The sequence below is a fragment of the Paenibacillus sp. NMA1017 genome (assembly GCF_058895805.1).
Genome location: NZ_JBZXYR010000019.1, coordinates 28,018 through 54,566, shown reverse-complemented (window position 1 = coordinate 54,566; position 26,549 = coordinate 28,018). Strand labels below are relative to the sequence as shown.

At 48.3% G+C, this 26,549-nt stretch carries 20 protein-coding genes; 6 read left to right on the top strand and 14 right to left on the bottom strand.

Translation table 11 applies throughout. The features are described 5' to 3' along the window. Positions 1–99 precede the first annotated feature (99 nt). The 5 genes from murA to rpoE all read right to left on the bottom strand — a co-directional run bounded on the left by murA (position 100) and on the right by rpoE (position 5,817). Entirely contained in the window at positions 100–1,353 is a 1,254-nt protein-coding gene (gene murA / locus AC5ELV_RS25445) for a UDP-N-acetylglucosamine 1-carboxyvinyltransferase (protein WP_013308220.1), read from the bottom strand. A gap of 227 nt (positions 1,354–1,580) precedes the next feature. Further along, on the bottom strand, positions 1,581–2,435 hold the full coding sequence (gene fba, locus AC5ELV_RS25440) for a class II fructose-1,6-bisphosphate aldolase (RefSeq protein ID WP_013308219.1): 855 nt from the start codon (positions 2,433–2,435) through the stop codon (positions 1,581–1,583). A gap of 247 nt (positions 2,436–2,682) precedes the next feature. Next, on the bottom strand, positions 2,683–3,051 hold the full coding sequence (locus AC5ELV_RS25435) for a response regulator (protein WP_493432341.1): 369 nt from the start codon (positions 3,049–3,051) through the stop codon (positions 2,683–2,685). A 213-nt stretch (positions 3,052–3,264) separates the two neighbouring features. After that, entirely contained in the window at positions 3,265–4,866 is a 1,602-nt protein-coding gene (gene pyrG, locus AC5ELV_RS25430) for a CTP synthase (protein WP_028542570.1), read from the bottom strand. A 402-nt stretch (positions 4,867–5,268) separates the two neighbouring features. Next, on the bottom strand, positions 5,269–5,817 hold the full coding sequence (gene rpoE, locus AC5ELV_RS25425) for a DNA-directed RNA polymerase subunit delta (protein ID WP_250241689.1): 549 nt from the start codon (positions 5,815–5,817) through the stop codon (positions 5,269–5,271). A gap of 404 nt (positions 5,818–6,221) precedes the next feature. Here rpoE and AC5ELV_RS25420 point away from each other — a divergent pair, with 404 nt between their 5' ends. Next, positions 6,222–7,382: a S8 family peptidase gene (locus AC5ELV_RS25420; RefSeq protein ID WP_493432340.1), complete on the top strand. Its 1,161-nt coding sequence runs from the start codon at positions 6,222–6,224 to the stop codon at positions 7,380–7,382. 14 nt (positions 7,383–7,396) lie between these two features. On the opposite strand, the gene AC5ELV_RS25415 is transcribed toward AC5ELV_RS25420, so the two are convergent. Genes AC5ELV_RS25415 through AC5ELV_RS25400 form a run of 4 tightly spaced genes read right to left on the bottom strand, consistent with a single transcriptional unit; the run spans position 7,397 to position 12,541 of the window. Then, a complete protein-coding gene (locus tag AC5ELV_RS25415) occupies positions 7,397–8,782 on the bottom strand; it encodes an MBL fold metallo-hydrolase (protein ID WP_493432339.1) in 1,386 nt (461 codons plus the stop codon). Further along, the gene (locus AC5ELV_RS25410; RefSeq protein WP_493432338.1) at positions 8,779–10,449 is read right to left on the bottom strand and encodes an ABC transporter permease; all 1,671 of its coding nucleotides are present in this window, start codon (positions 10,447–10,449) and stop codon (positions 8,779–8,781) included. The genes AC5ELV_RS25415 and AC5ELV_RS25410 overlap by 4 nt, the downstream gene beginning before the upstream one ends. A gap of 4 nt (positions 10,450–10,453) precedes the next feature. Further along, positions 10,454–11,524, bottom strand: a complete 1,071-nt coding sequence (locus AC5ELV_RS25405) for an ABC transporter substrate-binding protein (protein WP_493432337.1) — start codon at positions 11,522–11,524, stop codon at positions 10,454–10,456. A gap of 18 nt (positions 11,525–11,542) precedes the next feature. Next, positions 11,543–12,541, bottom strand: coding sequence for an ABC transporter ATP-binding protein (locus AC5ELV_RS25400; protein WP_493432336.1), 999 nt, complete (start codon positions 12,539–12,541; stop codon positions 11,543–11,545). A gap of 202 nt (positions 12,542–12,743) precedes the next feature. Between AC5ELV_RS25400 and AC5ELV_RS25395 the strand changes: the two genes are divergently transcribed. Then, positions 12,744–13,637, top strand: coding sequence for a LysR family transcriptional regulator (locus tag AC5ELV_RS25395; RefSeq protein ID WP_493432335.1), 894 nt, complete (start codon positions 12,744–12,746; stop codon positions 13,635–13,637). A gap of 126 nt (positions 13,638–13,763) precedes the next feature. Beyond that, on the top strand, positions 13,764–14,624 hold the full coding sequence (locus AC5ELV_RS25390; RefSeq protein ID WP_493432334.1) for a hypothetical protein: 861 nt from the start codon (positions 13,764–13,766) through the stop codon (positions 14,622–14,624). A 111-nt stretch (positions 14,625–14,735) separates the two neighbouring features. Here the strand turns inward: AC5ELV_RS25390 and argS are convergent, their stop codons facing one another. From argS to AC5ELV_RS25375, 3 genes are all read right to left on the bottom strand, one after another. Then, complete coding sequence (argS, locus tag AC5ELV_RS25385) at positions 14,736–16,415, bottom strand: arginine--tRNA ligase (protein ID WP_493432333.1); 1,680 nt, start codon at positions 16,413–16,415, stop codon at positions 14,736–14,738. A 2-nt stretch (positions 16,416–16,417) separates the two neighbouring features. Then, a complete protein-coding gene (locus AC5ELV_RS25380; protein ID WP_080658551.1) occupies positions 16,418–16,852 on the bottom strand; it encodes a YwiB family protein in 435 nt (144 codons plus the stop codon). Between the two features lie 92 nt (positions 16,853–16,944). After that, complete coding sequence (locus AC5ELV_RS25375; protein WP_493432348.1) at positions 16,945–17,835, bottom strand: LysR family transcriptional regulator; 891 nt, start codon at positions 17,833–17,835, stop codon at positions 16,945–16,947. A gap of 152 nt (positions 17,836–17,987) precedes the next feature. On the opposite strand from AC5ELV_RS25375, the gene AC5ELV_RS25370 reads away from it, so the two are divergent. Together AC5ELV_RS25370 and AC5ELV_RS25365 are read left to right on the top strand one after the other, a co-directional pair. After that, positions 17,988–19,742, top strand: a complete 1,755-nt coding sequence (locus tag AC5ELV_RS25370; RefSeq protein WP_493432332.1) for an ABC transporter ATP-binding protein — start codon at positions 17,988–17,990, stop codon at positions 19,740–19,742. Further along, positions 19,739–21,478: an ABC transporter ATP-binding protein gene (locus AC5ELV_RS25365; protein WP_493432331.1), complete on the top strand. Its 1,740-nt coding sequence runs from the start codon at positions 19,739–19,741 to the stop codon at positions 21,476–21,478. Before AC5ELV_RS25370 ends, AC5ELV_RS25365 begins: the two co-directional genes overlap by 4 nt. A gap of 192 nt (positions 21,479–21,670) precedes the next feature. On the opposite strand, the gene AC5ELV_RS25360 is transcribed toward AC5ELV_RS25365, so the two are convergent. Together AC5ELV_RS25360 and speE are read right to left on the bottom strand one after the other, a co-directional pair. Further along, positions 21,671–22,963 carry an MFS transporter gene (locus AC5ELV_RS25360; protein ID WP_493432330.1) on the bottom strand — a complete coding sequence of 431 codons (1,293 nt, stop codon included), beginning with the start codon at positions 22,961–22,963 and terminating at the stop codon, positions 21,671–21,673. A gap of 273 nt (positions 22,964–23,236) precedes the next feature. After that, positions 23,237–24,064 carry a polyamine aminopropyltransferase gene (speE, locus tag AC5ELV_RS25355; RefSeq protein ID WP_029514919.1) on the bottom strand — a complete coding sequence of 276 codons (828 nt, stop codon included), beginning with the start codon at positions 24,062–24,064 and terminating at the stop codon, positions 23,237–23,239. A gap of 282 nt (positions 24,065–24,346) precedes the next feature. Between speE and AC5ELV_RS25350 the strand changes: the two genes are divergently transcribed. Further along, on the top strand, positions 24,347–26,404 hold the full coding sequence (locus AC5ELV_RS25350; RefSeq protein ID WP_493432347.1) for a transglycosylase domain-containing protein: 2,058 nt from the start codon (positions 24,347–24,349) through the stop codon (positions 26,402–26,404). Positions 26,405–26,549 lie beyond the last annotated feature (145 nt).

The window sequence follows — 26,549 nt, the reverse complement described above, 5'->3', positions numbered from 1 at the left end:
TTAGGTATGAACCACAATCTTGTATCAAGCAGCGGCTGCATAGGTGTTGCCCGTTCTATTGCTTTCGTTCACGGAGTTCGAAAAAACTGCATGGTTTAATTATTCAGTTTGCCGCCATACATCCGCGCCCAAAAGACGCAGGTTGGAGACAAGGTGATCATAACCACGGTCAATGTACTCAACACCCGTCACCTCGGTTACGCCTTCGCTTACTGTAAGTCCAGCAATGACAAGGGCCGCTCCAGCGCGCAGATCTGCCGCTTTTACTTTAGCTGCATTCAGCTGACCACCCTCTATAATGGCAGACCGACCCTCTACGCGAATTTTAGCCCCCATACGCACCAGCTCAGGGACGTGCTTAAAACGATTGCTGTACACAAAATCGCTCAATACACTGACACCCTGCGCTTGGGTAAGCAAGCTAGTCATGGGAGATTGTAAGTCTGTGGCGAATCCGGGGTATATCAAGGCTTTAACGTCGACATGTTCATAGGAAGGTGCACCCAGTACGCGAATACTTTCATCATATTCCTCAATGCCAATGCCCATTTCCTGCATTTTTGCAGTGAGAGCCTCCATATGTTTGGGGATTACGTTGTCAATCAATACATTTCCACGGGTTGCCGCAGCAGCAATCATATATGTGCCCGCTTGTATACGGTCAGGTATGATGGAATGACGGCAGCCATGCAGCTCCGACACACCTTCAATTCGAATCGTTTCCGTACCGGCACCTTTAATAATGGCCCCCATCGAGTTTAAAAGGGTTGCTACATCTATAATCTCAGGCTCTTTAGCCGCATTTTCGATAATTGTGGCGCCTTTGGCACGTGCAGCCGCCAGCATAATATTAATGGTAGCGCCTACGCTGCTAACATCCAAATAAATCTTGGTTCCGCGCAGTTCTTTGGCGTGCAAATGAATAGCGCCGTGCTCGTTCGTTACCGTGGCACCCAGCGCTTCGAAACCTTTGATATGCTGATCAATGGGCCGGGGTTCGAAATTGCACCCTCCTGGCAAACCGATGATCGCTTCCTTGAATCTGCCCAGCATGGCTCCCATCATATAATAAGAGGCTCGTAATTTCTTAACAGGCCCATTCGGCATAGGAATGGATTTAATAGAGGAAGGATCTATTTTCATCTGGCTACCTTCCCAGGTAACCGTTGCACCAAGTTCCTCCAGTATTTCGGAATACACCGCCACATCACTCAACAGTGGCAAATTGTCCAAAATGACTTCCGACTCTGCCAGAATGGCTGCGGGAATCAAGGCGATGGCACTGTTTTTGGCACCGCTGATGGAAACTGTACCTTGAAGCGGCCGTCCACCGGTGATCATCAATTTTTCCATAAGCTTGAGGGTCCCCCTACGTGTTTTGCAGTCGGTCAAACAATAATCTCAAATCATAAACTTTTAACTTTTTTAGTGGTGAAAATGGAAAGACACCGGCTAAGCGGTGTGCTTTCCATACCAAACTATTCAACTGTACAGAATTAAATATTTTGTGCAGCAGAATTACAGCTACAACTAAGAAATACATCTAGCCTGTGCAGACGCACGACCAGGTTGATTCATTATTACGCTTTGTTGTTGGAACCGAACTCACGAATTTTACCGATAACGGTTTGTTTAATCGCTTCACGACCTGGAGCGATGAATGTACGTGGGTCATAAGCATCCGGTTTCTCAGCAAGCACTTCACGAACCACTTTCGCAAATACGATTTGGTTCTCAGTGTTTACATTGATTTTGGAAGTTCCCAGGGAGATTGCTTTTTTAATGTCATGTGTTGGGATACCAGTACCACCGTGCAGAACGAGTGGAAGTTTGATTGCATTACAGATCTCTTCCATTTCTTTGAATCCAAGGTTTGGCTCGCCTTTGTAAGGTCCGTGTACGGAACCCAGTGCAGGTGCCAGTGTATCGATACCCGTTTCGTTAACGATACGCAGACAGTCGTCCAACTTAGCGTACATTACGTCGCCGACAACATCATCCTCTTGACCGCCAACCATTCCAACTTCAGCTTCAACAGAAACGCCTTTGGAATGAGCATATTCAACCACTTTTTTCGTTGTAGCAATGTTTGTATCGATCGGGCTGTGGGAATCGTCAATCATAACGGATGTGAAACCAGCGTCGATAGCTTCTTTACATTTTTCAAAGCTGGAACCGTGGTCCAAATGGATCGCAACCGGAACGGTGATTTTCATGTCATGAATAAGACCTTCTACCATTTTAACTACAGTGTAGAATCCGCCCATGTGACGTGCTGCGCCTTCAGAAACGCCCAAGATTACTGGGGATTTTTCTTCTTCAGCAGCGCCCAAAATAGCTTGAGTCCACTCCAGGTTATTAATGTTGTATTGACCTACTGCATATTTTCCTTCGAGTGCTTTGTTCAACATGTCTTTCATAGATACCAATGGCATGGTTACAGTCCTCCTAAAGGTGTTTGGGTTTGTCTATATTTTAGCCGACATCACATACGGGCTTATTATACCACAACCCATGTTAAATACTAAACAAGCTTTTGCATATCAACACATACAAAAATCACGCCCAGGACGCCGTTTTTCCATAGAATTGTATAAGGAGAGGATTTACTTTCAGTATTTCCCATAATCACAAACAAAAAACCCTGTTGTGTTAACAGAGTTCTCAACCACAGTGACTCACCTAGTCACCTCTGAGTTGTTTGTTCACAGCAATCCGCATTTCGTCAATATCAAAGGGCTTGGTAAAATGCATTAGCGCACCTAGTTCCGTCGCCTCTTTAATCATGTCCAGCTCTCCATATGCTGTCATCATAATAACCTTGATATCAGGATTCATGGTTTTTAGATGCTTCAGAATTTCGAGTCCGTCCATACCTGGAATTTTCATATCGAACAGAACCAGATCAGGCGGTTCCTTCTCAACAATTTCAAGTGCAATTTTCCCGTTCGCCGCCTGAAAGGTCTCATAACCCTCACTTCCGAACACTTCCATCAGTAAAATCCGTATTCCATTCTGGTCATCGACGATTAATACTTTCTTCTTTTCCAATGTTTTAACCTCCTAAGATCTTAAAACGAGGATCATGCAGCTATTGCCATAACAGCGTCCGATGACGTACAATATCCGTCCCATACCTAAAACTATATTCGCTCCTGCAAAAAGAAAATCCTTCTCTAATACATAATTGTGGAATATTCTTTCATAATCAGGAAGCATGGGATAAAAAAAGACCTCCCTGAGGAGGTCTTTCAAGCCGTAGCATTAACCTTGAAGCTGCAATGCTGCCTTTACAAATTCACGGAACAAAGGCTGTGGACGATTCGGACGGGAAGTAAATTCTGGATGGAACTGTACCGCCAGGAACCACGGATGCTCAGGGAGCTCCACAATTTCCACCAAGCGCCCATCCGGTGAAGTACCGGAAATGCGAAGACCGGCTTTTTCAATAACTTCACGATATTCGTTATTGAATTCGTACCGATGACGGTGTCTTTCGTACACCAGCTCGTCGTTGTAGCAAGCCGAAGCCAGGGAACCTTCCGCCAGTTTGCATGGATACAAGCCAAGACGCATCGTACCGCCCAAATCTTCGATGTCTTTTTGGTCAGGAAGCAAGTCAATGACAGGATAATCCGTAGCCGGGTTAATTTCCGAGCTGTTGGCTCCTTCGAGACCAGCCAGGGAACGGGCAACCTCAATGACAGATACCTGCATACCCAGACAAATGCCGAAGAACGGAATTTTTTGCTCCCGTGCATAACGGATGGTACTAATTTTGCCTTCAATTCCGCGATCGCCGAAGCCACCCGGTACGAGAATGCCGCCAATGCCGCCCAGCATGTCAGCTACGTTCTCGTCCGTCACTTCTTCAGCGTTCACCCAACGGATTTTCACGTCTGCATTCGCATCAAATCCAGCGTGGGAAAGTGATTCAACCACACTTAAATACGCATCATGTAATGCAACATATTTACCAACAATAGCAATCTCAACCGTTTTATCCAGCTTGCTGATTCGATCAACTAACCCTTCCCATTCGGTCATATCTGGTGCAGGTGTTGTCAGCTTGAGATGGTTGACTACGATTTCGTCCAAGCCTTCTTCACGCAGGTTCAACGGAACCTCGTAGAGGGTTGAAGCATCGCGGCATTCTACCACTGCATTCGCATCAATATCGCAGAACAATGCAATTTTAGCCTTCATATCGGAGGACAGTTCATGCTCTGTACGGCAAACAATGACATTCGGTTGGATACCGATACTGCGCAATTCTTTTACACTGTGCTGAGTTGGTTTGGTTTTAACTTCACCAGCAGCTTTAATATAAGGAATGAGCGTTACGTGAATGTACATCACATTCTCGCGCCCAACTTCGCTTTTGAGCTGACGAATAGCTTCCAAAAATGGCAAGCTTTCAATATCGCCCACAGTACCGCCGATTTCTGTAATAATTACGTCCGAACCCGCTTCACGGCCTGCACGGTACACGCGCTCCTTGATTTCGTTCGTAATATGAGGGATAACCTGTACCGTACCGCCCAAATATTCTCCGCGACGCTCTTTGCTGATTACGCTGGAATATACCTTGCCTGTTGTGACATTGCTGTTCTTGGACAGATTAATATCAATAAAGCGCTCATAGTGTCCCAAGTCAAGGTCCGTTTCCGCACCATCATCCGTTACAAACACTTCACCGTGCTGGTAAGGACTCATCGTACCCGGATCGACATTCAGGTAAGGATCAAATTTTTGAATCGTTACCTTCAGTCCCCTGTTCTTCAAAAGCCTCCCCAGTGAAGCTGCCGTAATCCCTTTGCCCAAGGAAGACACAACCCCGCCTGTCACAAAAATATACTTTGTCACTGTTCAAAACCCTCCTAGATAAGATGCAAAATTCAGGCGACATTATGATGTTATCGTAACCCGTTTGTACGGATTATCATCCATGAAGAAGGCAGCGGAATCATTTTCCATGTCCGCCGCCCTTAGCCCTCTTTCATGAGTGAAAACACCCCTATAAAAAACAAAAAAGCACTCCCGTAGTACGGGGCACTTTTATACAAAAAGCAAACATATAAGTGAATCAATCATAAGCCCAAGCAATAGTTTACCCCGTGTCCAATCCGCTGTCAAGGAAGTTATCTGTGTTAATTTGTCCATTGAACCAGATTGGAGAGAATCCACCTGAAAGCTTTAAATCAGAAGAGGTTTTCAAGAAAACGGTCATGAAAAAGGGGAGAACGCATCTCCCCTTGCAGCCTGTTCCTAACGAAGCGAATCGTCGTCTTCCGTCGACTCATCGTCATTTTCATCTTCTGAATCTTCCTCATCACTGAGGTCTTCATCGTCTATAACCACGTCTTCATCACTATCATCATCTTCTTCTCCGTCGAACAGCTCGTCTTCGCCATCCTCGTCTTCGCTATCTGCATCGAAGTCGTCATCAGAGTTGTATGTTTCTTCTTCCTCATGATAGTCATCTTCATCATCATCGTCTTCGTCGTTAATAATACGAGGACGTTTGGCGCCTGTCAGAGCATCTTCGGATTTATCTACCGGATACCAACGTTTCAAGCCCCACAGATTCGTACCGACACAGGCAAAACGCCCGTCAATGTTGATTTCAGTATATAGCTGAGCAATAACGTCATTAATTTCTTCGTCGGACAAGCCGCGCAATTTGGCGACTTCCTTCATCAGGTCACGGTAATAATACGGAGTATTGGCTGCTTTCAATACCATAAATGCCAAGTCCACCATTGGAGTCTCGTGGACTTTCTCCGGGTCAATCTTCAAGTTGAGTGGGGTACTCACCTAGGGACACTTCCTCTCACACGTAATTCACAAGAACATGTTTCAGAGCATACACGATACATGCAATACTAACATATCCATTATCAAAACTAAGTAAAACCTATTTGGAAGCAAATTGCAAGTTAAAGATGGGTATCGTCATAATTTCCAGGAATATCCCTCTAAACAAGACGGCACACGTAAAAAGACGGGGTCCCCCCCGTCTTCGACTGTACCCGCTCCGGGAGAACCCCCCAAAGTTGTTGCACAAGAGCTTATGCCCTCCATGTATCGTATGTGTCCACGGCCACTTTGACACGACAAGCAGGCCTATTTCCCAAAAAAAGGGGCAAGTTTCCCATGCCGCAGCTGACGCTTGCTCATACAATACCTCAGCATGGCTCATCGGAGGGGGACCGTCTCAAATGGACTATCCGGATTTTTTGCAGCGTTTGCATGAGGGTATTTCGGAGCCGTCCGGCAGTGGACGGAACAAACAGATCATCACGTTCGATAAGCCTCAACAATATCGGGAATGCCTGTCCTATCTCAGGAAGCTGAAACCCGAGCTTGCGGGATTACGGCAAGTACAACCGGCCCGACTAATCCGTGCTTTAATCGCTCCGCTTTCAGGGGGAGACAGGCTGGGCAAATATCACAACGGTGTCACCGTTGAAGAAGATACCCGCATGAAGGTCCACGCTGAAACTGCTCATATACCAAAAGCAGAAAAGAACCTTTCCATGCCATGGGGAGTCAAACAGGTACGTGCATACAAGGCTTGGCCTTCCTCGACAGGGAATCGGGTCAGAATCGGTGTGATCGACACAGGAGCGGATTTTCAACATCCTGATCTTCGTCATTCTCTCGCCAGAGGTATTAATTTACTTAACCGAACCATGTTACCCTATGACGATAACGGCCATGGTACTCATATTGCTGGAACTATCGCGGCGTCCAACTATGACGAAGGTATGGTCGGTGTAGCACCACGGGCTTTAATTCATCCCGTAAAAGCATTTGATCATAATGGAGCCGCCTACGTCTCCGATATCATCCTTGGTATCGACTGGTGTGTATTAAATCGTGTCGATATCATCAATATGAGCTTTGGTATGAAGTCGCGCAGCAAGGCACTGCTTGATATGGTGAATAAAGCATATCATAACGGCATCGTGATTGTAGCGTCCTCGGGAAATGAGGGCAAGCGCCGAAGTATTGACTATCCAGCCCGCTATTCCCAGACGATTTCAGTGGGGGCTACTGACAAATACAGACGCATTGCACCTTTCAGCAACCGAGGACAATTTGTAGACGTGTACGCACCTGGCGAAAAGATCACATCCTCCTGGATCCATGGCAAACATCACGAAATGAGCGGTACCTCTATGGCTACTTCCCATGTGACCGGAAGCATCGCACTTCTCCTTTCTCTGAGACCGGAACTGGAGCCTGGAGAAATCAAAGCGCTGCTTAAGCGTACCGCCACACCGCTACGCCTTCGTAAAAGCGCTGGACGTAGCTCTATCTCCACCAAACTTGGAGAAGTCGATGCCTTTCGATTGATGCAGGAGGGCACAAAGTGAATCATGTTGTGATGCTAAACCTCCAGTATGGCTCCCGGCTCCAGAGAATGAACTTCTCTGGCAGGACCTTCATACCTACTATTCCCTTCTCTTATCAACTCATCTCGTACTAGGTCGGTCTGCAGCTTTGGCGCATGAACGAGTACAACCTGTTTGCTAGGCAACTCCTTCAACATTTGCCGCACGTCTGATAATCCCTGATGCACCTTATAAATTAAATGCCGAGCTACACAGTTGTTATTTTCATCCGCACGTTCCAACAGATGTTTGCCAAAAGAACCATGTGGAGCATGCCCGGTCAATATAACACTGTTGCTAATTCTTTCTCCGCTATCATTACCCTCCCCCATGTTGCGGTTATCCGATAGATACTGATAGTACCAGCGCGCCTGTGGGGAATCCATCATGCCGTCTCTTGTTATGATAATAGCCGTTGGGTTCTGTTCCAGCAGACTCACTCGTTCCGCAGCATCACGAGGCACGAAGATCCTGTCACTGTTTAGCACCTGTTTTATTCGCGCTGGAGCTTCCGAACGCAGCCATTCTTTCCAGCGGTTTAACTGTTTCAATCCCTGCCATATGTCGTGCTCTACAATCATTGCCTGTTCAGGGAATTGCTCGCTGGCCCACACGATCAAGTCCTGTCCTCTGCCAAAAGCAGGCACCGGCAACAACACATGACCACCAGACCATAATATCCGCTTCATCTCGACCCTCAGCCGCTCCAGCTTAACAGGCTGCGGGTCTATATCCATGCCATAGGCATTGTCCATAATGGATATGTCCGCTAGATTGGGCTCTGACTTCCATTCAGGCAGGTCATGCAGCCCCTCTCCAACACCCAAGTCTGGCGCATCGGCAGCAAGAAGCTCAGATTCGCGGCTGTAATCTCCAGAAAAAAACAACCGCTTCCCTTCCATCTCTACCACATACCACACTGCACCAGCCAAATGTCCACTGCGTCCCCACATGATTCTCACATCCGGACAAGCCTCAAGCCACTCTCCTGCTGGCGCCTCATCTTCTAGATAGCGATAAGCAATAGATTGGATATCCTGTTCGTCGTATGGCAGTTCTGCTCCTCTCGATTCAACATAAGTATGCCAGGAGCGAAAATAGGAGCCTAACTGCTCAGCAGTGGCCTTGGTCGTCCAGACCTCCCCCTGGTATCCATACTTGTACAGTAAGGGGAGTGCCATGGAATGATCCTCATGTGCATGAGACAGCAATACAGTGGTCAGTCCCTCCGCATTTTGCGGCGGAAAAACCGGATATTGTCCGGTTCCTTCCTTTTTCACACCACAATCCAACATGACGCGATGCTGCTTTCCTTCAAAAACATAGCAGGAGCGGCCATGTTCGCCCGCTCCTCCCCAAATCCTAAGCTTGGTCATGATCATTTCCACTTTCTTTGCGAGTTTAAGCTTTCCATTAAGATCAGCAGCAGTGTGGTCATTCCGACCGTTATGACGGCCATCGCCATCCCAAGTGACACCTGTCCCTGCTCAAATTGTGCAAATATGTAGGTTGCTGACGTCTGGACGGATGGCGGCAAAATCAGCAACGATCCTACCAATTCGCGTGAAGCGATGGTAAATGTCATCATCCAACCAGCGAGCATTCCCGGTACAATCAGCGGCAATACAATCCGGCGGAATATATAAGACGGTCGCCCGCCAAATACCTGTCCCGCCTGAAAAAGGCCGGTGTCTACCTGTGTAAAGGCGCTTTTGACATACTGCACCGTATAAGGAACAAACAAGATAACATACGTCAGAATGACCATGCCGTATGTGTTATACAACGGGATCGGCATCCATGGTGAGTTCCACCATAAAATCAGGCCGACCACCATAATAATTCCCGGCACCGTATTCGGAAGCAAGCTAAATGCATCAACCGTCCGTTGGATTCTTGTGCGTGAGCCGCCAATGACAAGCGCAAACCAAGTGCCCAGCACCACAGCAAGCGTCGATGCGCCCAAAGAGAGAAATACGCTGTTCAGGAGCGCCTCCATGCTCTCTGAGCCCCAGGACAGCAGTTCCTTGTAAGAGTCCAGCGTCAAATTACCCCAGGCAAGCCCCATTCCTCTCAACTTCATCGTCGAGGCTGAAAGAATTGAAAAATAAGGAATGCCAATGGACGCAATGAGCAACAATAGAATGAATGCAACACTCAGCCCCGTAGTCCAGCCTGATATACGGAGACGGGACGGACGCGAACCTTTACCACCTACCAGCCTGTACGTAAACTTTCGATTGATCACCGATTGCGCATACCACATGAGCAGGCAGGCGGTTAACAGCACCGAGGCCATTGAAGTCGCTTTGCCAAAGTCTATGGGCCAGCTGGAAATATATTTGTGAATTTCCGAAGTCATGACCTCATACCCGATACGTCGCCCAAAGGTAGCGGGGGTGCCAAACTCGGCAATCGTTTTAACGAAAATGAGCAACGCACCCATTCCGTAAGCTGAAAGCAGCAGCGGTAAAATGATTCGACGGAACCTGTACAGAAAGCCGCCGCCCATTACAGCACCCGCCTCCTCCAGGCTCCCGCCAATCCTCACCAGCGCCCCGCGCAGCAGCAGGTACAGGAATGGAAACAGATGCAGGCTCATGATCATCACCATTCCACCAAGGCTGAAGAAGGACGGTGTTAAGAAATGTAGGCCCGGGAACAACTGCTCCAGATATCCGTTTTTTTGCATAAACAGAATCCAGCCCATGGACCCGATATAGGGCGGGGTCATAAACGGAATCAGCAGCACGACATCCAACCAGCGCCAGTGTGCAAGACGAGTGTTGGACATGATCCAGGCTAGCGGAAGTGCAAGTACCGTCGTTCCTGCAATCACACAGATGCCTAGCCAAATCGAGCTGAATAGCACTCCCGCAAATGGTGAAGCAGCTAACGTTCGAAAAGGTGCATCCCACTGAAATTTTTCATCAACATACACGCTTTGGATAAAGATTTGCAGCAACGGCAGCACAATCAGGAAAAGAAGCGCGATCAGAGCCAGCGCCAGACCCCAGGCTCTGATGTGTTTAACGGATAAGCCTCCCATCGGCTTATTTGAACATTTGCGTGAACTTCTCTGTCACGTCTGATCCGTGCTCGCCCATCCATTCCCAATTGGTCTTCAGCAATGGGATCTCGTCCAGATTGGCACGCTTGTCAGCTTTGATATCCGTGCGGCCCGGGAGTAAGGAGGCATCAGCAACTAGTTTCTGTGCGTCGTCCGACAACAGATAGTCAATAAATGCCTTGGCATTCTGCTCATGCTGCGTTGACTTGAGGATTGCAGCAGGACGTGGGCTGATGACTGTTCCCTCTGTCGGATAGACGATGTCAATCGGCTCGCCTTTGGCTTTAGCCTTGTAGGTCATGTAATCGACCGCAGCGACGACTATACCTTTAGCTCCGGTAATCACGGGGTCCAGCGCTTCCTGATTGGCACCAGCCATAGCAACACCGTTAGCCTTGTACTGCTCGAACAACGTCCAGCCTCCATCGCCCTTGGCGCTCAGATAGCCTGTCATAAAATCCAACGCTGAGCCGGACAGGGATGGATCGGGAATATTAACCTGATCCTTGTACTCAGGCTTCGCCAAATCAGCCCATGAAGTGGGTGGTGTTTTCACCAGCTTCGTGTTATACGCAATGCCCAGAGCAGAGGCACTGGTACTGAAGTAGTTGCCTTCCTTATCGGACCAGTCTGGATTTAGCTTGTCTGCGTTCTTGGCATCCGGGTAAGGCAGCGTGAGTCCTTCCTTTTTCAAGCCTTGTACAGACGGAAGCGATGCCAGCACAACCACGTCCGCTACCGGATTCGTCTTCTCAGCTTCCATGCGGGCCAAAATTTTTCCTGTCGTTCCCTGGAACAACTCTACCTTAACTCCGCTCTGCGCCTCATACCCTGCTACCAGCTTTTTCGCCAGTCCATCTGGGCCTGCGCTATAGACCACCAGCTTCTGATCAGTGGACGCCGCCCCTGCTTGTCCTGCTGATCCATTAGCTGGCGCCCCATCCTTGGATGGCGTTGCTGTTCCGCAACCCGCCACAGCGAGTCCAAAAGTCAAGGTTAATGCGAGCATCGTCCCTTTTCTCCATCCTGTACGAAAAACATGCCTATTCATCATCTTATATACCCCTTTTCCCTATGCTTCAAGTTGGTGGATGTGTTGCGGTGATACCCAAATGTGCATTTGTTGACCTATGGGCAAGCGGATGGAATGATATGCAGTCCATTGCTCGCCGTTCTCGGCTAGTATACGGATTTCATAACGATCGCCGACATAGCTGACATGCAGGATCTCTACTGTAAAAGCGTGCTGATCCGCTTGCTCCTGTTCCCAACGAACATGTTCAGGACGAAATAGCGTTCGTTCCGACTCCAGCCAGTTGGATTTGCCGATAAACCTCGCCACCTCTGGATGAGCTGGGGAACCGTAGATCACCTCTGGTGTTCCGGTCTGCAAAATATGTCCATTTTTCATAACAACCACTTCATCAGACATTGACATGGCTTCGATCTGATCATGGGTGACATATAGGGCGGTCAGCCCCAGATCTCGCACAAGCGATAGCATCTCAATGCGCATCTCCTCCCGTAGCACTGCATCCAGCGCACTGAGCGGCTCGTCGAACAAAACAAGTCGAGGCCGGATAGCAACCGCTCTTGCAAAGGCAACCCGCTGCTGCTGACCACCGGACAGCTGATGAGGATACCGATCCTCCATCCCTGACAATCTGACCATGTCGAGCGCCTCCAGCACCACTGTCCGCAGTTCCTTGTCTCGGGCGCTGGCGAACCCTTTCCCCCGCTTGCCCGCACGCAGGCCGAAGGCCACATTTTCAAACACCGTCATATGCGGCCACAGAGCGAAATCCTGAAAAACCATACCAAAGTGGCGAAGATGTGCGGGAATATCCTTTTTGCGTTCAGCCGAAAAAAGAATCTCCTCTCCCATCGTGATTGTGCCGGTATCCGGTGTCTCCAGACCAGCAATCAAGCGCAAGAGCGTTGTTTTCCCACAGCCGGATGGTCCGAGCAGTGTTGTGAATTTGCCCCGTCGTACTACCAGATTCGTCTCATGCAGCGCTGTTATTTGGCTGAAGGTTTTACTTACTCCGTGAATATATAGATCCTGATTCATCGCATTACCTGCCTGTTCTTCTGACTGACCCCAGTGTAAAACTTGAATTCGCAACTTGTGTTATTGGAAAGTTAAAACAAAATTAATTATTTCAATGAATTGTGTTAACACTCATAGATTTAATCTATATAGAGGGGATTGATGCTGACACCCATAGAAATAGGCATGATTGTTTGATTAACCTGAAAGCGAGGCATTCTAAGTGAACTTAAGTCTTTTAAAGTTACATATTGTAGAGTTGCTGAATAAGCACCATAAAATTACTACGGTCGCCGAGCTTCTTGGCCTAAAACAACCCACCGTTACTTTTCATATGAAAAATCTGGAGCGTGAATTTGGAGTAAAACTGTTTGACACACGTATGGGCAAAATCATCCTGACGGATGCTGGAAATGCGTTGCTGCACTATGCCACCAAAATTAATGCACTGGCTGCTGAAGCTGAGCGAGTCGTCCGCGAGTTCGATACGCTCCAGCGGGGAAGTATACGTATTGGCGCAAGCTATGTACCCGCTACCTACTTGCTTCCTGCTGTGCTGCACCGCTTTGCCCGTGAGCATCCGGGCATTCACATCGCCTTGTCCGTGAAAACAGCGCCCGTGATCAAGGACATGCTCGCTCGTCACGAAATTGACCTTGGCATCATTTCGGCAGAGCCGTTTCAATCCCCAACGCTACTCTCCGAATCCTTGGGCGAAGATGAGCTGATGCTCATCTGCTCACCCACTCATCCGCTCGCCACCGAAATCGATCTGACGCCCGAACGTATCGCTTCTTCCTCCTTCGTATTACATGGCAAGGATTCCAGCACACGCCACGTGACCGACAAATGGCTGGAGCGTGGGAGTCGGCGACTTCCTTCCTATCTGGAGTTGGATTCACTGGAAGCCATCAAACAGGCGGTTATGCTGGGAGAGCACATCTCCTTTGTCTCTCGCATTGCCGTACAGTCAGAGGTTGAGCGGGGCTTACTGGTTGTAAGACCTATTCCGGGGCAGTCTGTTGAGCGGTACATCTATATGGTCAGCAACAAAGACCGCCATCGTTCGGCGCTCATTCACAGATTCACCGAATATTTATCATGGAACCAAGATTAAATCTTACCTGTCATATAGAAATTATGTAATTTTTTTACCGGAGTACCCTCTTGCTTTGACATACGACTGACAATACACCCGTAAAGTGTAGCGTGTAACCTATTCGGACGAACAGGAGAGGATGAAATGAAAACAGGTCTTCGTATCACCAGATTGATGTCGGTAGTAACTCTGAGTGCAGTGCTGCTCGTAACAGGATGGAAAGGAGCAGAACCGGTACAAGCCGCCGCCAATGCCACACCAAGCTATGAGGTTAAGCTGCTACTGGATACGGCTCAGGTGCTCAATGCGGATGGCTCATTAAAAAGTGGCATCGTGGACGAGTTTCAAATTAGCGACGATGCGCAACGATTGAGCGTCGAGTATTTTGATACAAATTCATTGCAATTAAATGACGAGGGCTGGAACGTGAGATTTCGCAAAAAAGAGGACAAAAAAAATTATGAATTAACCTACAAAAAGCGTTATACGGTCACAAACGGAAATATCGACGCAGCGCTCACCCAAGCGAATAAAGAAGGGTTCAGCGCATCTGATGATAATTATGAGGCTGAGGTGGATTGGGGATATAGCAAGCAAACACTAAGCTTTTCCAATGATAAAAAAACAAACGCCTCCAAAGGATTAGCTCTGCCCTCCCCAGATCAAGCATTAAAACAATTGCAGGATAATCTTCCGGGCAAGCTGCAAAACTGGAAAAACAGCAACTGGGGCAAACAATCCTTGGCAAACTCCAGAGTACGCGGTCCTGTACAGGTCAGTAAATATGAGGGTAGCTTTCAGGGATTGGATACCGACGTTGAAATATGGCCTATTCGCAGCGCAAACGGATCAGGTACAGATCATATTATCGAAATCTCCTTCAAAACCTCGGATTACAGTGTTGCCGCCAGCAACCGCACCAAGCTGATGAACTTGCTGCAATCCAAAGGATGGCTGGTTCCTGCCGATTCTCTGAAAACGAATTTGGTACTGGAACGCTACTAAGCTAATCAAACATAAAAAGGAACCGAAGCGCCACCCTGTTGAGGGTGATACGAACGGTTCCTTTTATTATTATAAATATGACTACAAGGTCATGATGTTAAAGTTGCTTGCTTACATACGTTCTGGTGCAGACACGCCCACCAGCTTCAGTACGTTGGCAATGGTCGTGCGCACCGCACCAAACAACGCCAAGCGTGCCTGCGTTTGAGCGGCATCCTCTGTGATGACGCGCTCTGCTTTATAGTAGCTGTGGAACAATGAAGCCAGCTCATAGACATAGCGAATCATACGGTGTGGTGCAAAGTTTGCAGCCGCCACCGATACTTCCTCCGGCAGCTCGCCAATTTTGCGTAGCAAATCGTATTCATGCTCAGCCGTCAGCTTGGACAAGTCAACTTCTGCCAACGGCAGCACAGCAATCCCTTGCTCTTCGGCTTGACGATATACGCTGCATGCACGTGCGTGCGCATATTGCACATAGAATACCGGATTCTCATTGGAGGTGGAAATCGCCAAATCCATGTCAAAATCCAGGTGTGAATCCATGCTGCGCATAGTAAAGAAGTAACGGATCGCGTCTACACCCACTTCTTCCATCAAATCTTCCATCGTCACGGCCTTGCCAGTACGTTTGGACATTTTTACTTTTTCCCCATTTTGGAACAAGCTGACCATTTGGGCAATCAGCACTTTAAGCTTATCTGGATCATTGCCCAGTGCCTCCATTGCTGCCTTCATCCGTGGAATGTAGCCGTGGTGATCCGCTCCCCAGATGTTGATGATCGTGTCATACCCACGAGCATATTTATCGCGATGGTAAGCGATATCCGGGGTCAGGTACGTGTATGTACCGTCATTTTTGATCAAGACACGGTCTTTATCGTCGCCGTACTTGGTCGTATTCAGCCATGTAGCTCCGTCCTTCTCGTAAATCTCCTCACGGTCACGCAGCTCATTCAGCGCTTTAAGCACTTCACCGTTTTCATACAACGATGTTTCGCTGAACCAAGAGTCAAAAGGTACACGGAACAGCTCCAGATCGCGCTTGATCTTGTTCAGTTCCTTTTCCAGACCGTAATCACGGAAATAAGCAGCGCGATCTCCCGGTTCCATGGACAACAGAGAATCGCCCTTTTCGGCCACCAGTTCCTTGGCAAACCCGATGATATCCTCACCATGGTAACCATCCTCCGGCATCTCCGCAGGCTGTCCCAGCTCCTGCAAATAACGCGCTTCAATAGAGCGGCTCATGTTGTAAATCTGGTTGCCCGCATCATTAATGTAGTATTCACGAGTTACTTTGTATCCGGCAAAATCAAGCACGTTGCAGAGAGCATCCCCTACGGCTGCACCACGTGCATGACCTAAGTGAAGGCTACCTGTCGGATTGGCGCTGACAAACTCGATTTGTACCTTTTTGCCTGCACCTTCCTGTATACGCCCATAATCTGCCCCCTGCTCCTGCACTTGTCCAATGACTGCATACAGGTAGCTCTTGTTCAGGCGAAAGTTAATAAAGCCCGGTCCAGCGATTTCCGCACTTTCAATAGAAGCGGAAGCTAAATCCATATTCGCGATCAAATCTTCAGCGATTTGCCGTGGGTTCTTCTTCGCAATGCGGGTGAGCTGCATCGCGGCGTTGGTAGCCAAATCACCGTGTGACTTGTCCTTGGGCACCTCCAGCGTAATGGTCGGCAGCTCTTCGCGGCTCACGATTCCGGCAGCCAGCACTGCCGCCTCGATTGCTGAAGTCACCCTTTGATTAATAAGTTCCAGTGGATTGCTTGTCATGATTATTGCTCCTCCTGTATATGCAAACTGATGGCAAAATGCCCCGAGAAATCCTCAAATACGTATAGATCATAGGTCCAGCTCACATGTCCGCTGAATCCATCCATCCGAATATCGAGCTTCTGCGTATGCGCAGACATGTTCAGGTTTAAGTAAGGCGAGCGGTAAAATCCAGGCAACCTGCGTCCCAGCGCAAACGACTGCTCCGATTGTACCTCACCGTGACGAATCAGCTTTAGCTCATCCGGTCCGATTTTGACTGTGTTCCGTGTCGTACCGCCCTCAGGACTCTCTTGCGGCTCATCGTACCTTATATATAGATGCTTCCCACGCACGATCGCTTCTCCGGGAAGTTCCTGTACCACATCTTCTCCGTCATGATGACTATGAAGACGGATTCGGACCTTTGCATTATGTGGCATGTATTCAAACTCCATTCTATTGCTATCCTACTGTACTACTATATCCAGTTCCCGATTGCAATTCAAATGAGTTTTTGCAAAAAGATGCTTTCATCCAAAAAATTTAGCTACCTTAAGTCAGCTCGATCAGATGCTTGGCTAAAACTTTCAATGAATCGAGAGGCTAGAGAAGACATGTATTTATCCTTCATCCAGACAGCCGCCACACGCGTATGCAATTCTTCACACATAATTTCCTTAACGATTAATTGGTTATTGCTTCCGAGTGACAACGCAGACCGCGAAATCATACCGATCCCCAGCCCTTCATTAGCCCAATGAAGCGTGGTGCGAGCATCATCGTTTTTGCAAAAGAAATTTGGCTCAAAGCCATGCTTCATACAGGTATCGTGGATCAATTGTTCAAAGCGCCGATATACGATGAGCGGCCTGTTTTTCAAATCAGACAACGGGATGGTCTTCTGTTCGGGGTTCCAGTCATGTTCTTCTGTCATTACTGCGATCATCGGCTCGGAGGACGCATATCTGCACCCTAAATCGGTGGTATTAAAAGGGGTCCTGACGATACCGACCTCTACAATTCCTTTGTTCAAAAGATCGAGAATCCTGAAGGTATTTCCCTCATGAATTTCAAATTTCACACCCGCATAGGTTTTATGAAATTCGGAAAGCCTGTCTTTCATCAGGGCTGCGCCGGAAGAGGAGACTGTTCCAATGGTGAGCGTACCCTTCATCCCCAAGGCAAAATCGTTTATTTCTCTCGCTGTGGCATCTGTCAGCTCCAAGATCTGCTTGGCCCTGTTCTGTAAAATGATGCCGGCCTCCGTCAACTGGATGCTTCGTGAGCCTCGATGCACGAGCTTTACACCAAGCTCTTCCTCTAGCTGCATGAGCTGCTGACTTAAGGGAGGCTGCGCGATTTGCAGCTTTTTGGCTGCCGCTGTAATCTGTCCGGCCTCTGCGATCGCCAAAAAATACTTGAGATGTCTCAACTCCATCATTATGACCCCCGGTGCTGATATATGTAAAACCTATACCTCTAATATATATTAAATATTATTCATATGGTTGGGGATATGACATAATCAAATTCAGATATGCTATTGCGGCATGAGGCTATATACATTATTTAGGTTAGGTGATGGTTTATTTGCTGAAATTTGCTGTTTTTTTGAAACCCTATAAAAAGGAAACGATTCTTGGGCCTCTATTTAAACTGATTGAGGCCATCTTGGAACTATTGCTGCCTACTATGGTTGCTTTAATGATCAATCATGGTGTAGGTAAAGGAGATACCCATTATGTTTGGCAGATGGGTCTTTTGATGTTACTCATGACTATACTGGGCTTTGGCAGTTCATTAGTGTGTCAATTTTACGCAGCCCGTGCCTCTCAAGGATTCGGAACTACGCTGCGCAATACGATGTTTAAACATATTTCATCGTTTTCTTATGCTGATCTCGATAAGTTCGGTACGCCATCGCTCATCAACCGGATTACGAATGATGTCAATCAGCTTCAAACCGCTGTAGCGATGCTAATTCGTCTGGTCATACGTGCTCCTTTTATTTGTATCGGAGCTATTATCATGTCAATGATCCTGGATTTCCGCCTGGCTTTGGTGCTGTTGGCGGCTACACCGGTTCTAGCCTTGATCCTGTATGTGGTCATTACGAAGGCTTCACCACTGTATCGGGGGTATCAAAAAAAATTGGATAATATCGCCCTGGTGCTAAGTGAAAATCTTACAGGCGTACGGGTCATACGCGCATTTGCCAAAAGAGGAGCTGAGCGAGTTAAATTCAACAACGCTTCGAATGACCTGACTCAGACCGCTATTCGTGTCGGACGTATTTCTGCCTTGCTAAGCCCTGCCACCTTGCTGGTGGTAAACGGAGCTATTATTGCAATCCTGTGGATCGGCGGCATCCATATCCAATATGGATCTCTTACACAAGGGGAGATTATTGCCTTTATTAATTACATTACGCAAATTTTATTAGCTCTAATTGTGGTGACCAATTTAATTATTTTGTTCACCAAGGCTGCCACTTCAGCAGCGCGGATTCAGGAGGTCCTAGATACACAAACTTCGATTTCCGACACTGCTGCTACTTCTACATCTAAAAACAGGGAGGGAACAAGTGGGCATGGCGCTGTACCAGCCATCTCTTTTGATCATGTTTCCTTTGGTTACAATAAGACAGGGCAACTGGCACTTAGCGATGTAGTCGTAAACATCTATCCCGGTGAAACGGTCGGCATCATCGGAGGGACAGGTTCGGGCAAATCCACCTTTGTGAATCTCATTCCCCGCTTCTATGATGCGGTAGAGGGTTGTGTACAGGTTGATGGCATAGACGTACGGCAGTATAAGCTTGAGCAATTGCGGCAGAAAATCGGAATTGTTCCTCAGAAGGCGCTGCTGTTCACTGGTACTGTAGCGGATAATATCCGTTGGGGGCATGAACACGCCACCGATGAGGAAGTCGCTCAAGCCGCAGCAATCGCGCAAGCGGATGAGTTCATTTCCAACTTGCCGGAGAAATTCGATGCTCCGATCACCCGAGGGGGGCTTAATCTGTCGGGAGGACAAAAGCAGCGTCTTACCATTGCCAGAGCTATTGTCGGCAATCCGCAAATTCTCATTTTGGATGACTCCTCAAGCGCACTTGATTTTGCAACCGACGCCGCCCTTCGTAAATCGCTGCGGGAAAATAGCACCAGCATGACCGTCCTGCTGGTCTCGCAACGAGTAAGCAGCGTACAGCATGCTGATAAAATCATTGTGTTTGATGAGGGACGGATTGTCGGAATCGGCACACATGAACAGTTGATGAGCAGCTCAGATGTATATCAGGAAATTAATCATTCCCAGCTCTCAACGCAGGAGGTAGACCAATGAGTGGCAAGGAAACCTGGAGAAGATTGTTAACCTATGTGGGTCGATATAAAAAAACAACATTTTGGGTCATCGTCAGTGCGATTCTCAGCGTGCTTGCCAGTCTGATCGGACCCTACATGATTGGTCAAGCTATCGACCACATGGTGGATAAGGGAGTAGTAGATTTTAAAGGTATTGCGCAGATTCTAGCTGGATTAGGCATTGTATATGTTGTAGGCAGTCTATTTAGCTGGCTGCTCACGTATTTGACGAACCGTATTGCTTTTCAGACCGTAAATGATATGCGGCGGGAGTTATTTGATCATTTTAATATCCTTCCGTTGAGCTTTCATGACACTCATCCACAAGGAGACAGCATTAGCCGTTTTGTGAACGATATGGATGCTGTGTCGGATGGATTGCTGCAAGGCTTTTCCACATTGATTACCGGGATTATTACGATTATAGGCTCCATTGTACTCATGCTGTATATCAGCCCGATCATGACATTGGTCGTATTGGTGTCTGCCCCGATCACATATGGTGTGGCACGGTTCATTACCACAAGATCGCAGCGTATGTTCCGCGAACAGGCCAAAATTTTAGGAAGCCTGAACGGTTACGTAGAAGAAATGATTGGCGGACAACGGGTAGTTACCGCCTTTCATTATGAAAACCGCTCGCTTGAGGAATTCTCCGCTAGAAACGAACAGTTGTATCAAGCCGGGGTGAAATCACAGTTTTACGGATCATTGTCCAACCCCTCCACCCGATTGGTGAACAACATGACTTTTTCAGTCACCGCCATGATTGGTTGTATCTCCATCATTTTGGGTGGGATCTCGGTAGGCGGGTTGTCGAGCTTTCTGATTTATACCAATTTGTTCGCCAAGCCCTTTAATGAAATTACGGGTGTGCTCACCCAGTTCCAGGCAGCCACGGCTTCTGCTCAGCGCATATTTGCGATTTTGGACTCACCAGCAGAGCAGCCGGAAAAATCGAACGCCGTACAGCTAGAACGCAGCAAAGGCACGATTCTTTTTGACCATGTCAAATTTTCCTATAACCCGGAACGTACGCTTATTACGAACTTTAGTCTGGAGGTTAAACCGGGTACACGTGTGGCCATTGTCGGGCAGACCGGAGCCGGCAAAACCACACTCGTCAATCTGCTCATGCGGTTTTACGATGTGGACAGCGGCTCGATATCCATCGACGGGGTGAATATCAACGACATGAGCCGGGACAGCCTGCGGACTAACTTTGGTATGGTGCTTCAAGATACATGGCTGTTCAGCGGGACCATTCGGGACAATATCGCTTACGGGAAGCCAGAGGCCACGGATAAAGAAGTCATCGCGGCTGCAACAGCTGCCAATGCGCATAGCTTCATCAAGCGACTGCCTCATGGCTACGATACGGTCATCAGCGGTTCCGGCGACAGCCTGTCGCAAGGCCAAAAGCAACTGCTCACTATCGCGAGGGTGATCCTCGTCGATCCACCTATGCTAATCCTGGATGAAGCGACCAGCAGCATAGACACCCTGACAGAAGCGCGTATCCAAAAAGCATTTATGAAAATGATTGCCGGGCGCACCAGCTTTGTGATTGCCCACAGACTATCGACCATCCGCGAAGCGGATTTGATTTTATACATGAAAAACGGCGATGTCGTCGAAAGCGGTACCCATGAGGGGCTGCTTGCCAGCGGGGGCCACTATGCCTCGCTCTATAACAGTCAGTTCACTACAGCCTAGTACTGCGGATTGAGGGGAAAAGTCGATTGCTCTTATGCAATCGACTTTTTTTGTTGTGACACAGGAAGAAATAAAGAACGCATTTCCAGCAAAAGGCCGCCAATCTTCTCATCGGCAGCCCTTTAGCTTATATCAAATTTTGCTTATGTAACCTATCGCATGAAACATTCCCTGCCTAGACGAAAGCAAAAATTAAATCCCAGCGCCCTTAGCGGTTGGATGGTCAATGGGCTCGCTTTCCTGAAAATCACGTCGATACCACCAGCCGATCAGAACAGCAATGGTGGTCATAGCCGCAGCCAACAAATACACCTGCACCATACCGAAACGGTCTGCATACCAGCCCATGAATAACAAGGACAGGCCGAAAGCAAGATTTGTAAGCACATCAATTCCCGCCATCACTTTGGGCAGCTGGGCTGCTGGTGCACTGGTTTGCAGCAAGGTGCGGCGAATAATCCCCGCCATTTGAACAGGTAAGCCTGATATAGCAAAAAGAATAAGCGCAGCAACGGGAATTGTATTCAGCGCGAATACAATTGTAATCAGTACATACACCAGCAACGCTCCGAGCATGTATAAAAAGCTGTTCTTTTGCAATCGCTTGACCAAGCCAACGACAATCAATCCACCCAAAATCGTGCCGGAGAAAAAGGACGCATTCATAAAGCCCCACCAGCTCGCATCCCGATGCAGCACTTGGCTGACGTAGGCCAAAATAAATACTCCAAGCCAGGAGACTCCCCCGATACTATCCACGCTATCGACGATCATCAGTGAACGAATACGACGGTTGTGCCAAATGATTGTCCAGCCTTCCCCAAGCTCTTTCCAATGGGAGCCTTTTTCCTTTGCCTTTGCAGGCTCTACTGCATTTGTCGAGGAATCCGAAGCTTCAAGACTTAATTCCTTCTGATCCAGCGGATCACGAATGAAGGACGTGACAGTTACAGCCACGAGATAACAACAGGATGCAATCACAAGCGTATTCAGGGAACCCAGCCAAGCCACAATAATTCCGCTCAGCGCCCAGCCTGCACACCTGACCACCTGATCACTGACCGCTACCATGCCGTTGGCACGCATTAGCCCTTCACCCGTAGCCAAACGGGGTACAAGCGCATTACGTGCAGGATTTGTCCAGCCATCCAGAAAAGACATACCAAACACCATCACAAAAATAAATAGAAACGACCTCTGCTCAGGTACGATCCACAAATAAAGCAGCAGTAGCGTAAAAATGACAAACTGACCAAACTGGGAAAATAGCAACACGCGTGTTAGCCGAAATCGGCCGAGGACGATCGGTGCAACGAGCCCACTAAGCACTTGGGCAGACAATCGGAACAACGGGATTAAAATAGTCGTCATTAAGGAATTACTTGAACTGAACACCAATACCACTACACTCAACATGTAGATGATATCTGCTACATTGGAGATCGTCTGAGACCCCCACAGGTAATAAAAAGAGCGTCTGATCAAAAAAGTTTCCCCCTCTTTGGTACATCGCCGATTTATGTATTTCCATAACCAAACCGTCCCTGTTGACATTACAAATCTGTTAAATGTCTGGTTTTTTGTATATTCTACACACACCCTTAAATTTCCTTCTTTTATCTTAAAAGGAAATTCGGTGTCCAGTATGCTTTCATGGCCATTTTTAAATCTTATTCAACACAAAAAAAGCGCCTATAGCGCTCCTTTCCACCCAAAAACAGGCAATAAAGACCACTAAGACGCTTTTTCTTAAAATGTTTACTTCGTTAAATCCTCTACAAACTTAGGTAGTACAAACGCCGCTTTGTGCAAACGCGGACTATAATATCGGGTGTCCATCTCTGGAATTCGGTTTTCGTCTACTTCGAGCGGATCATACTTCTTACTACCCAACGTGAATGTCCAAAGGCCACTCGGATAGGTTGGAATGTTCGCACCATATACACGCACAATCGGGAAAATTTCCTTCACATCCTTGTTGACCTTCTGAATCAGGTCTGCCTTGAACCAAGGATTATCCGTTTGCGCAACGAAAATACCGTCTTCCTTCAATGCTTCAAAAATACCTTGGTAAAACCCGCGCTCGAACAGCGGGGCTGCCGGACCTACGGGCTCCGTCGAATCGACCATAATGACGTCGTATTCATTTTTGTGTTCAATAATGTGCATGTATCCGTCATTGACCAGCACTTCTACATTAGGCTCGTCCAGCTTCCCGGCAATTTCAGGCAAATATTTTTTGGAATATTCAATCACCTTACCGTCGATCTCAACCAATACAGCCTTTTCCACTTCAGGGTGCTTGATGACCTCACGAATAACACCGCCATCGCCACCACCCACAACCAAAACCTTTTTCGGATTCGGATGTGTATTCAAGGCCGGATGTGCTACCATTTCGTGATACACAAATTCATCCTTAACCGTTGTCATCACCATGCCATCCAGAACAAGCATATTGCCGAATTCCTCTGTCTCGATCATAGCCAGATCCTGAAAATCTGTTTTCTCGGAGACGTAGGTTTGTTTGATTTTTGCTGTAATGCCGAAAGAGGGAGTCTGCTTCTCCGTAAACCACAAGTCCATCATTCCAACCTTCTTTCTGATCAAAGTATGTGTCCGGCAATCCGGTAGCATAAACGTTGACTTTCCTTATATCAGTAACACGCAAACGTCAAGTTTGCTATATTTATTGTACCAAACACATTGGAATTTCACACTTTTTGCATTATAAGTGATACCTGAATGAGCTGCAAAAGCAATTTGGAGATTTAATCTTGTTTAAAATAGACACGTATGTGTATCTGATGAATAGACGCTTTCGGATTGACTATACTGAGAACATCAACTATGGAAGGAGGTGGCATGATGACCGATACGACCGGGCGATCCCCCAAGCGCAAACCGCTTTGGCTTCGATTGTTTCAAGGACTGATGTCTCTCACGATTCTGACGGTCATCGCCGCCTGCATCCTGCTCGCCTATTTGTACACGACCAGCCTTCCGCTCGCGGATACGGATCGGAATTCACGTCTGCTCGATAGTCAGGGTCAAGTCATCGCCACTTTCTCTGCTGGAGGCAAAGAATCCATTCCGGTCCAGCTTGATCACATTTCATCCGATTTGATTGCAGCTACCCTGGCTGTGGAAGATCGGAAGTTTTACGATCATTTCGGCTTTGATTTCAAAGGTCTGGGCCGGGCGGTAATCGTTAATCTGACCCGCTGGGATATGTCGCAAGGGGCCAGCACGCTGACTCAGCAGCTTGCACGCAATCTATACTTATCTCATGAGAAAACGTGGACGCGCAAGGCCAAGGAGGCTATCTATACCGCACAGCTTGAAATGAAGTACACCAAAAATGAGCTGCTACAAATGTATTTGAACGAAATTTACTATGGTCATGGCGCCTATGGCATTGAAGCAGCTTCGCAAATGTATTTCGGTAAATCCGCAAAGGATCTGGACTTGGCCGAAAGCGCCCTGTTAGCAGGTATTCCGAAAGGGCCGACCTACTATTCACCGTATAATCATATGAAAAATGCAAAGGATCGACAGAAAATTGTTCTGGACTCCATGGCGCTCATCGGCAAAATTACACCGGCTGAAGCCACCAAGGCCTATGAGGAAATGTTGGCCCTGCGGCCCGAGAGCCAGCGCCGGACAGTGGAAACCGCTCCCTGGTTCCGCGATTACGTCCGCCAGTTGGCGACTCATCAACTTGGGATTAGCGAAGGGGTGCTTGAGCATGGCGGCCTGAGCATTTATACCACGCTGGACATGCACATGCAGCAGGCAGCCGAGGCGGCTGTAAACGAAGGCATGAAGAACAGCAACGGACTGGAAACCGCGTTAATCTCCATGGACCCGCGCAACGGACATGTCAAGGCCATGGTCGGCGGAACGAACTATGTCGGGAATCAATATAATCATGCGCTGGCCACAACCCGGCAGCCGGGCTCAGCCTTCAAGCCGATTATGTATCTGAGCGCGCTAGATTCCGGCGAATTGACGAGTACGTCCAAGTTCGAAAGCCGACCGACGTTGTTCCACTACGATAACAACCGCAAGACCTATAAGCCCAAAAATTTTGGAGACAAATACTTGGGCGAAATCGATCTTCGGCGCGCAATTGCGGCGTCCGATAATATTTATGCCGTTAGCACCATTTTGAAGGTGGGAACGGAGAAGGTCATGGACCTCGCCAGCAAAATGGGCATTACAAGCGAGCTCAAGCCCGTACCCTCGCTGGCGCTGGGTGTGTCGCCCGTCAGCCCGTTCGAGATGGCCTCGGCCTTCTCGGTCATCGGCAGTGGCGGGCAAAAGGTGGCCCCGGTGGCAGTGCTGCGCATCACCGATGCGGCTGGGCGGTCGCTGTACGAAGCGCCCCAAGCCGCGCCCGTGCAGGTGGTGAAGCCCGCCTCCGCCTATGTCCTCACACGCCTCATGGAAGGCGTGTTCGAAGAAGGCGGCACCGGCAACCGGGTCGCGAAGCTGATCAAGCGCCCGGTTGCCGGCAAGAGCGGCACGACCAACACCGATGCGTGGATGGTCGGCTTTACCCCCGAACTGTCCACCGCTGTCTGGGTCGGCTATGACAAGGGCAAGGACATCAGCACACAGGATGCCCGACGGGCGGCTCCGATTTTTGCGCAATATACGGAGAAAGCGCTGGAGAATGTGCCACCCAAAATCTTTCCTATCCCTGACGGCGTAGTCAGCGCTTATATTGACCCGGCCAGCGGCAAGCTGGCTGCACCGGACAGTCCGGACAAGCGGCTGGAGGTATTCGTCAGCGGCACGGAGCCGAAGGAGACGCTATCGGGGCAAGATAACCCACCGGCATCCACACCAACTGACCAAGCGGAGCGACAAGCTGAAAAGAAATCGTGGTGGGGCAATTTTAAGCGTTGGTGGATGGATTAATAGCAAAAAAAGACTGGGGGAACGCGATGAGCGCTCTCTCAGTCTTTTTATTTTCGCATCACTTACCTCATATGCCCATTTACCTCTCTTGCCAGTGCCATCAGCCATCATCCCGTTAAGCCCCGCTCTTCCCTAAAGCTGCGCT

What these genes read in the sequence shown, in the direction of transcription:
- murA (WP_013308220.1), bottom strand. Translation starts at nt 1,353, where the DNA reads ATGGAAAAATTGATGATCACCGGTGGACGGCCGCTTCAAGGTACAGTT.
- fba (WP_013308219.1), bottom strand. Translation starts at nt 2,435, where the DNA reads ATGCCATTGGTATCTATGAAAGACATGTTGAACAAAGCACTCGAAGGA.
- AC5ELV_RS25420 (WP_493432340.1), top strand. Translation starts at nt 6,222, where the DNA reads ATGGACTATCCGGATTTTTTGCAGCGTTTGCATGAGGGTATTTCGGAG.
- AC5ELV_RS25415 (WP_493432339.1), bottom strand. Translation starts at nt 8,782, where the DNA reads ATGATCATGACCAAGCTTAGGATTTGGGGAGGAGCGGGCGAACATGGC.
- AC5ELV_RS25410 (WP_493432338.1), bottom strand. Translation starts at nt 10,449, where the DNA reads ATGGGAGGCTTATCCGTTAAACACATCAGAGCCTGGGGTCTGGCGCTG.
- AC5ELV_RS25405 (WP_493432337.1), bottom strand. Translation starts at nt 11,524, where the DNA reads ATGATGAATAGGCATGTTTTTCGTACAGGATGGAGAAAAGGGACGATG.
- AC5ELV_RS25400 (WP_493432336.1), bottom strand. Translation starts at nt 12,541, where the DNA reads ATGAATCAGGATCTATATATTCACGGAGTAAGTAAAACCTTCAGCCAA.
- AC5ELV_RS25390 (WP_493432334.1), top strand. Translation starts at nt 13,764, where the DNA reads ATGAAAACAGGTCTTCGTATCACCAGATTGATGTCGGTAGTAACTCTG.
- argS (WP_493432333.1), bottom strand. Translation starts at nt 16,415, where the DNA reads ATGACAAGCAATCCACTGGAACTTATTAATCAAAGGGTGACTTCAGCA.
- AC5ELV_RS25380 (WP_080658551.1), bottom strand. Translation starts at nt 16,852, where the DNA reads ATGGAGTTTGAATACATGCCACATAATGCAAAGGTCCGAATCCGTCTT.
- AC5ELV_RS25375 (WP_493432348.1), bottom strand. Translation starts at nt 17,835, where the DNA reads ATGGAGTTGAGACATCTCAAGTATTTTTTGGCGATCGCAGAGGCCGGA.
- AC5ELV_RS25365 (WP_493432331.1), top strand. Translation starts at nt 19,739, where the DNA reads ATGAGTGGCAAGGAAACCTGGAGAAGATTGTTAACCTATGTGGGTCGA.
- speE (WP_029514919.1), bottom strand. Translation starts at nt 24,064, where the DNA reads ATGGACTTGTGGTTTACGGAGAAGCAGACTCCCTCTTTCGGCATTACA.
- AC5ELV_RS25350 (WP_493432347.1), top strand. Translation starts at nt 24,347, where the DNA reads ATGACCGATACGACCGGGCGATCCCCCAAGCGCAAACCGCTTTGGCTT.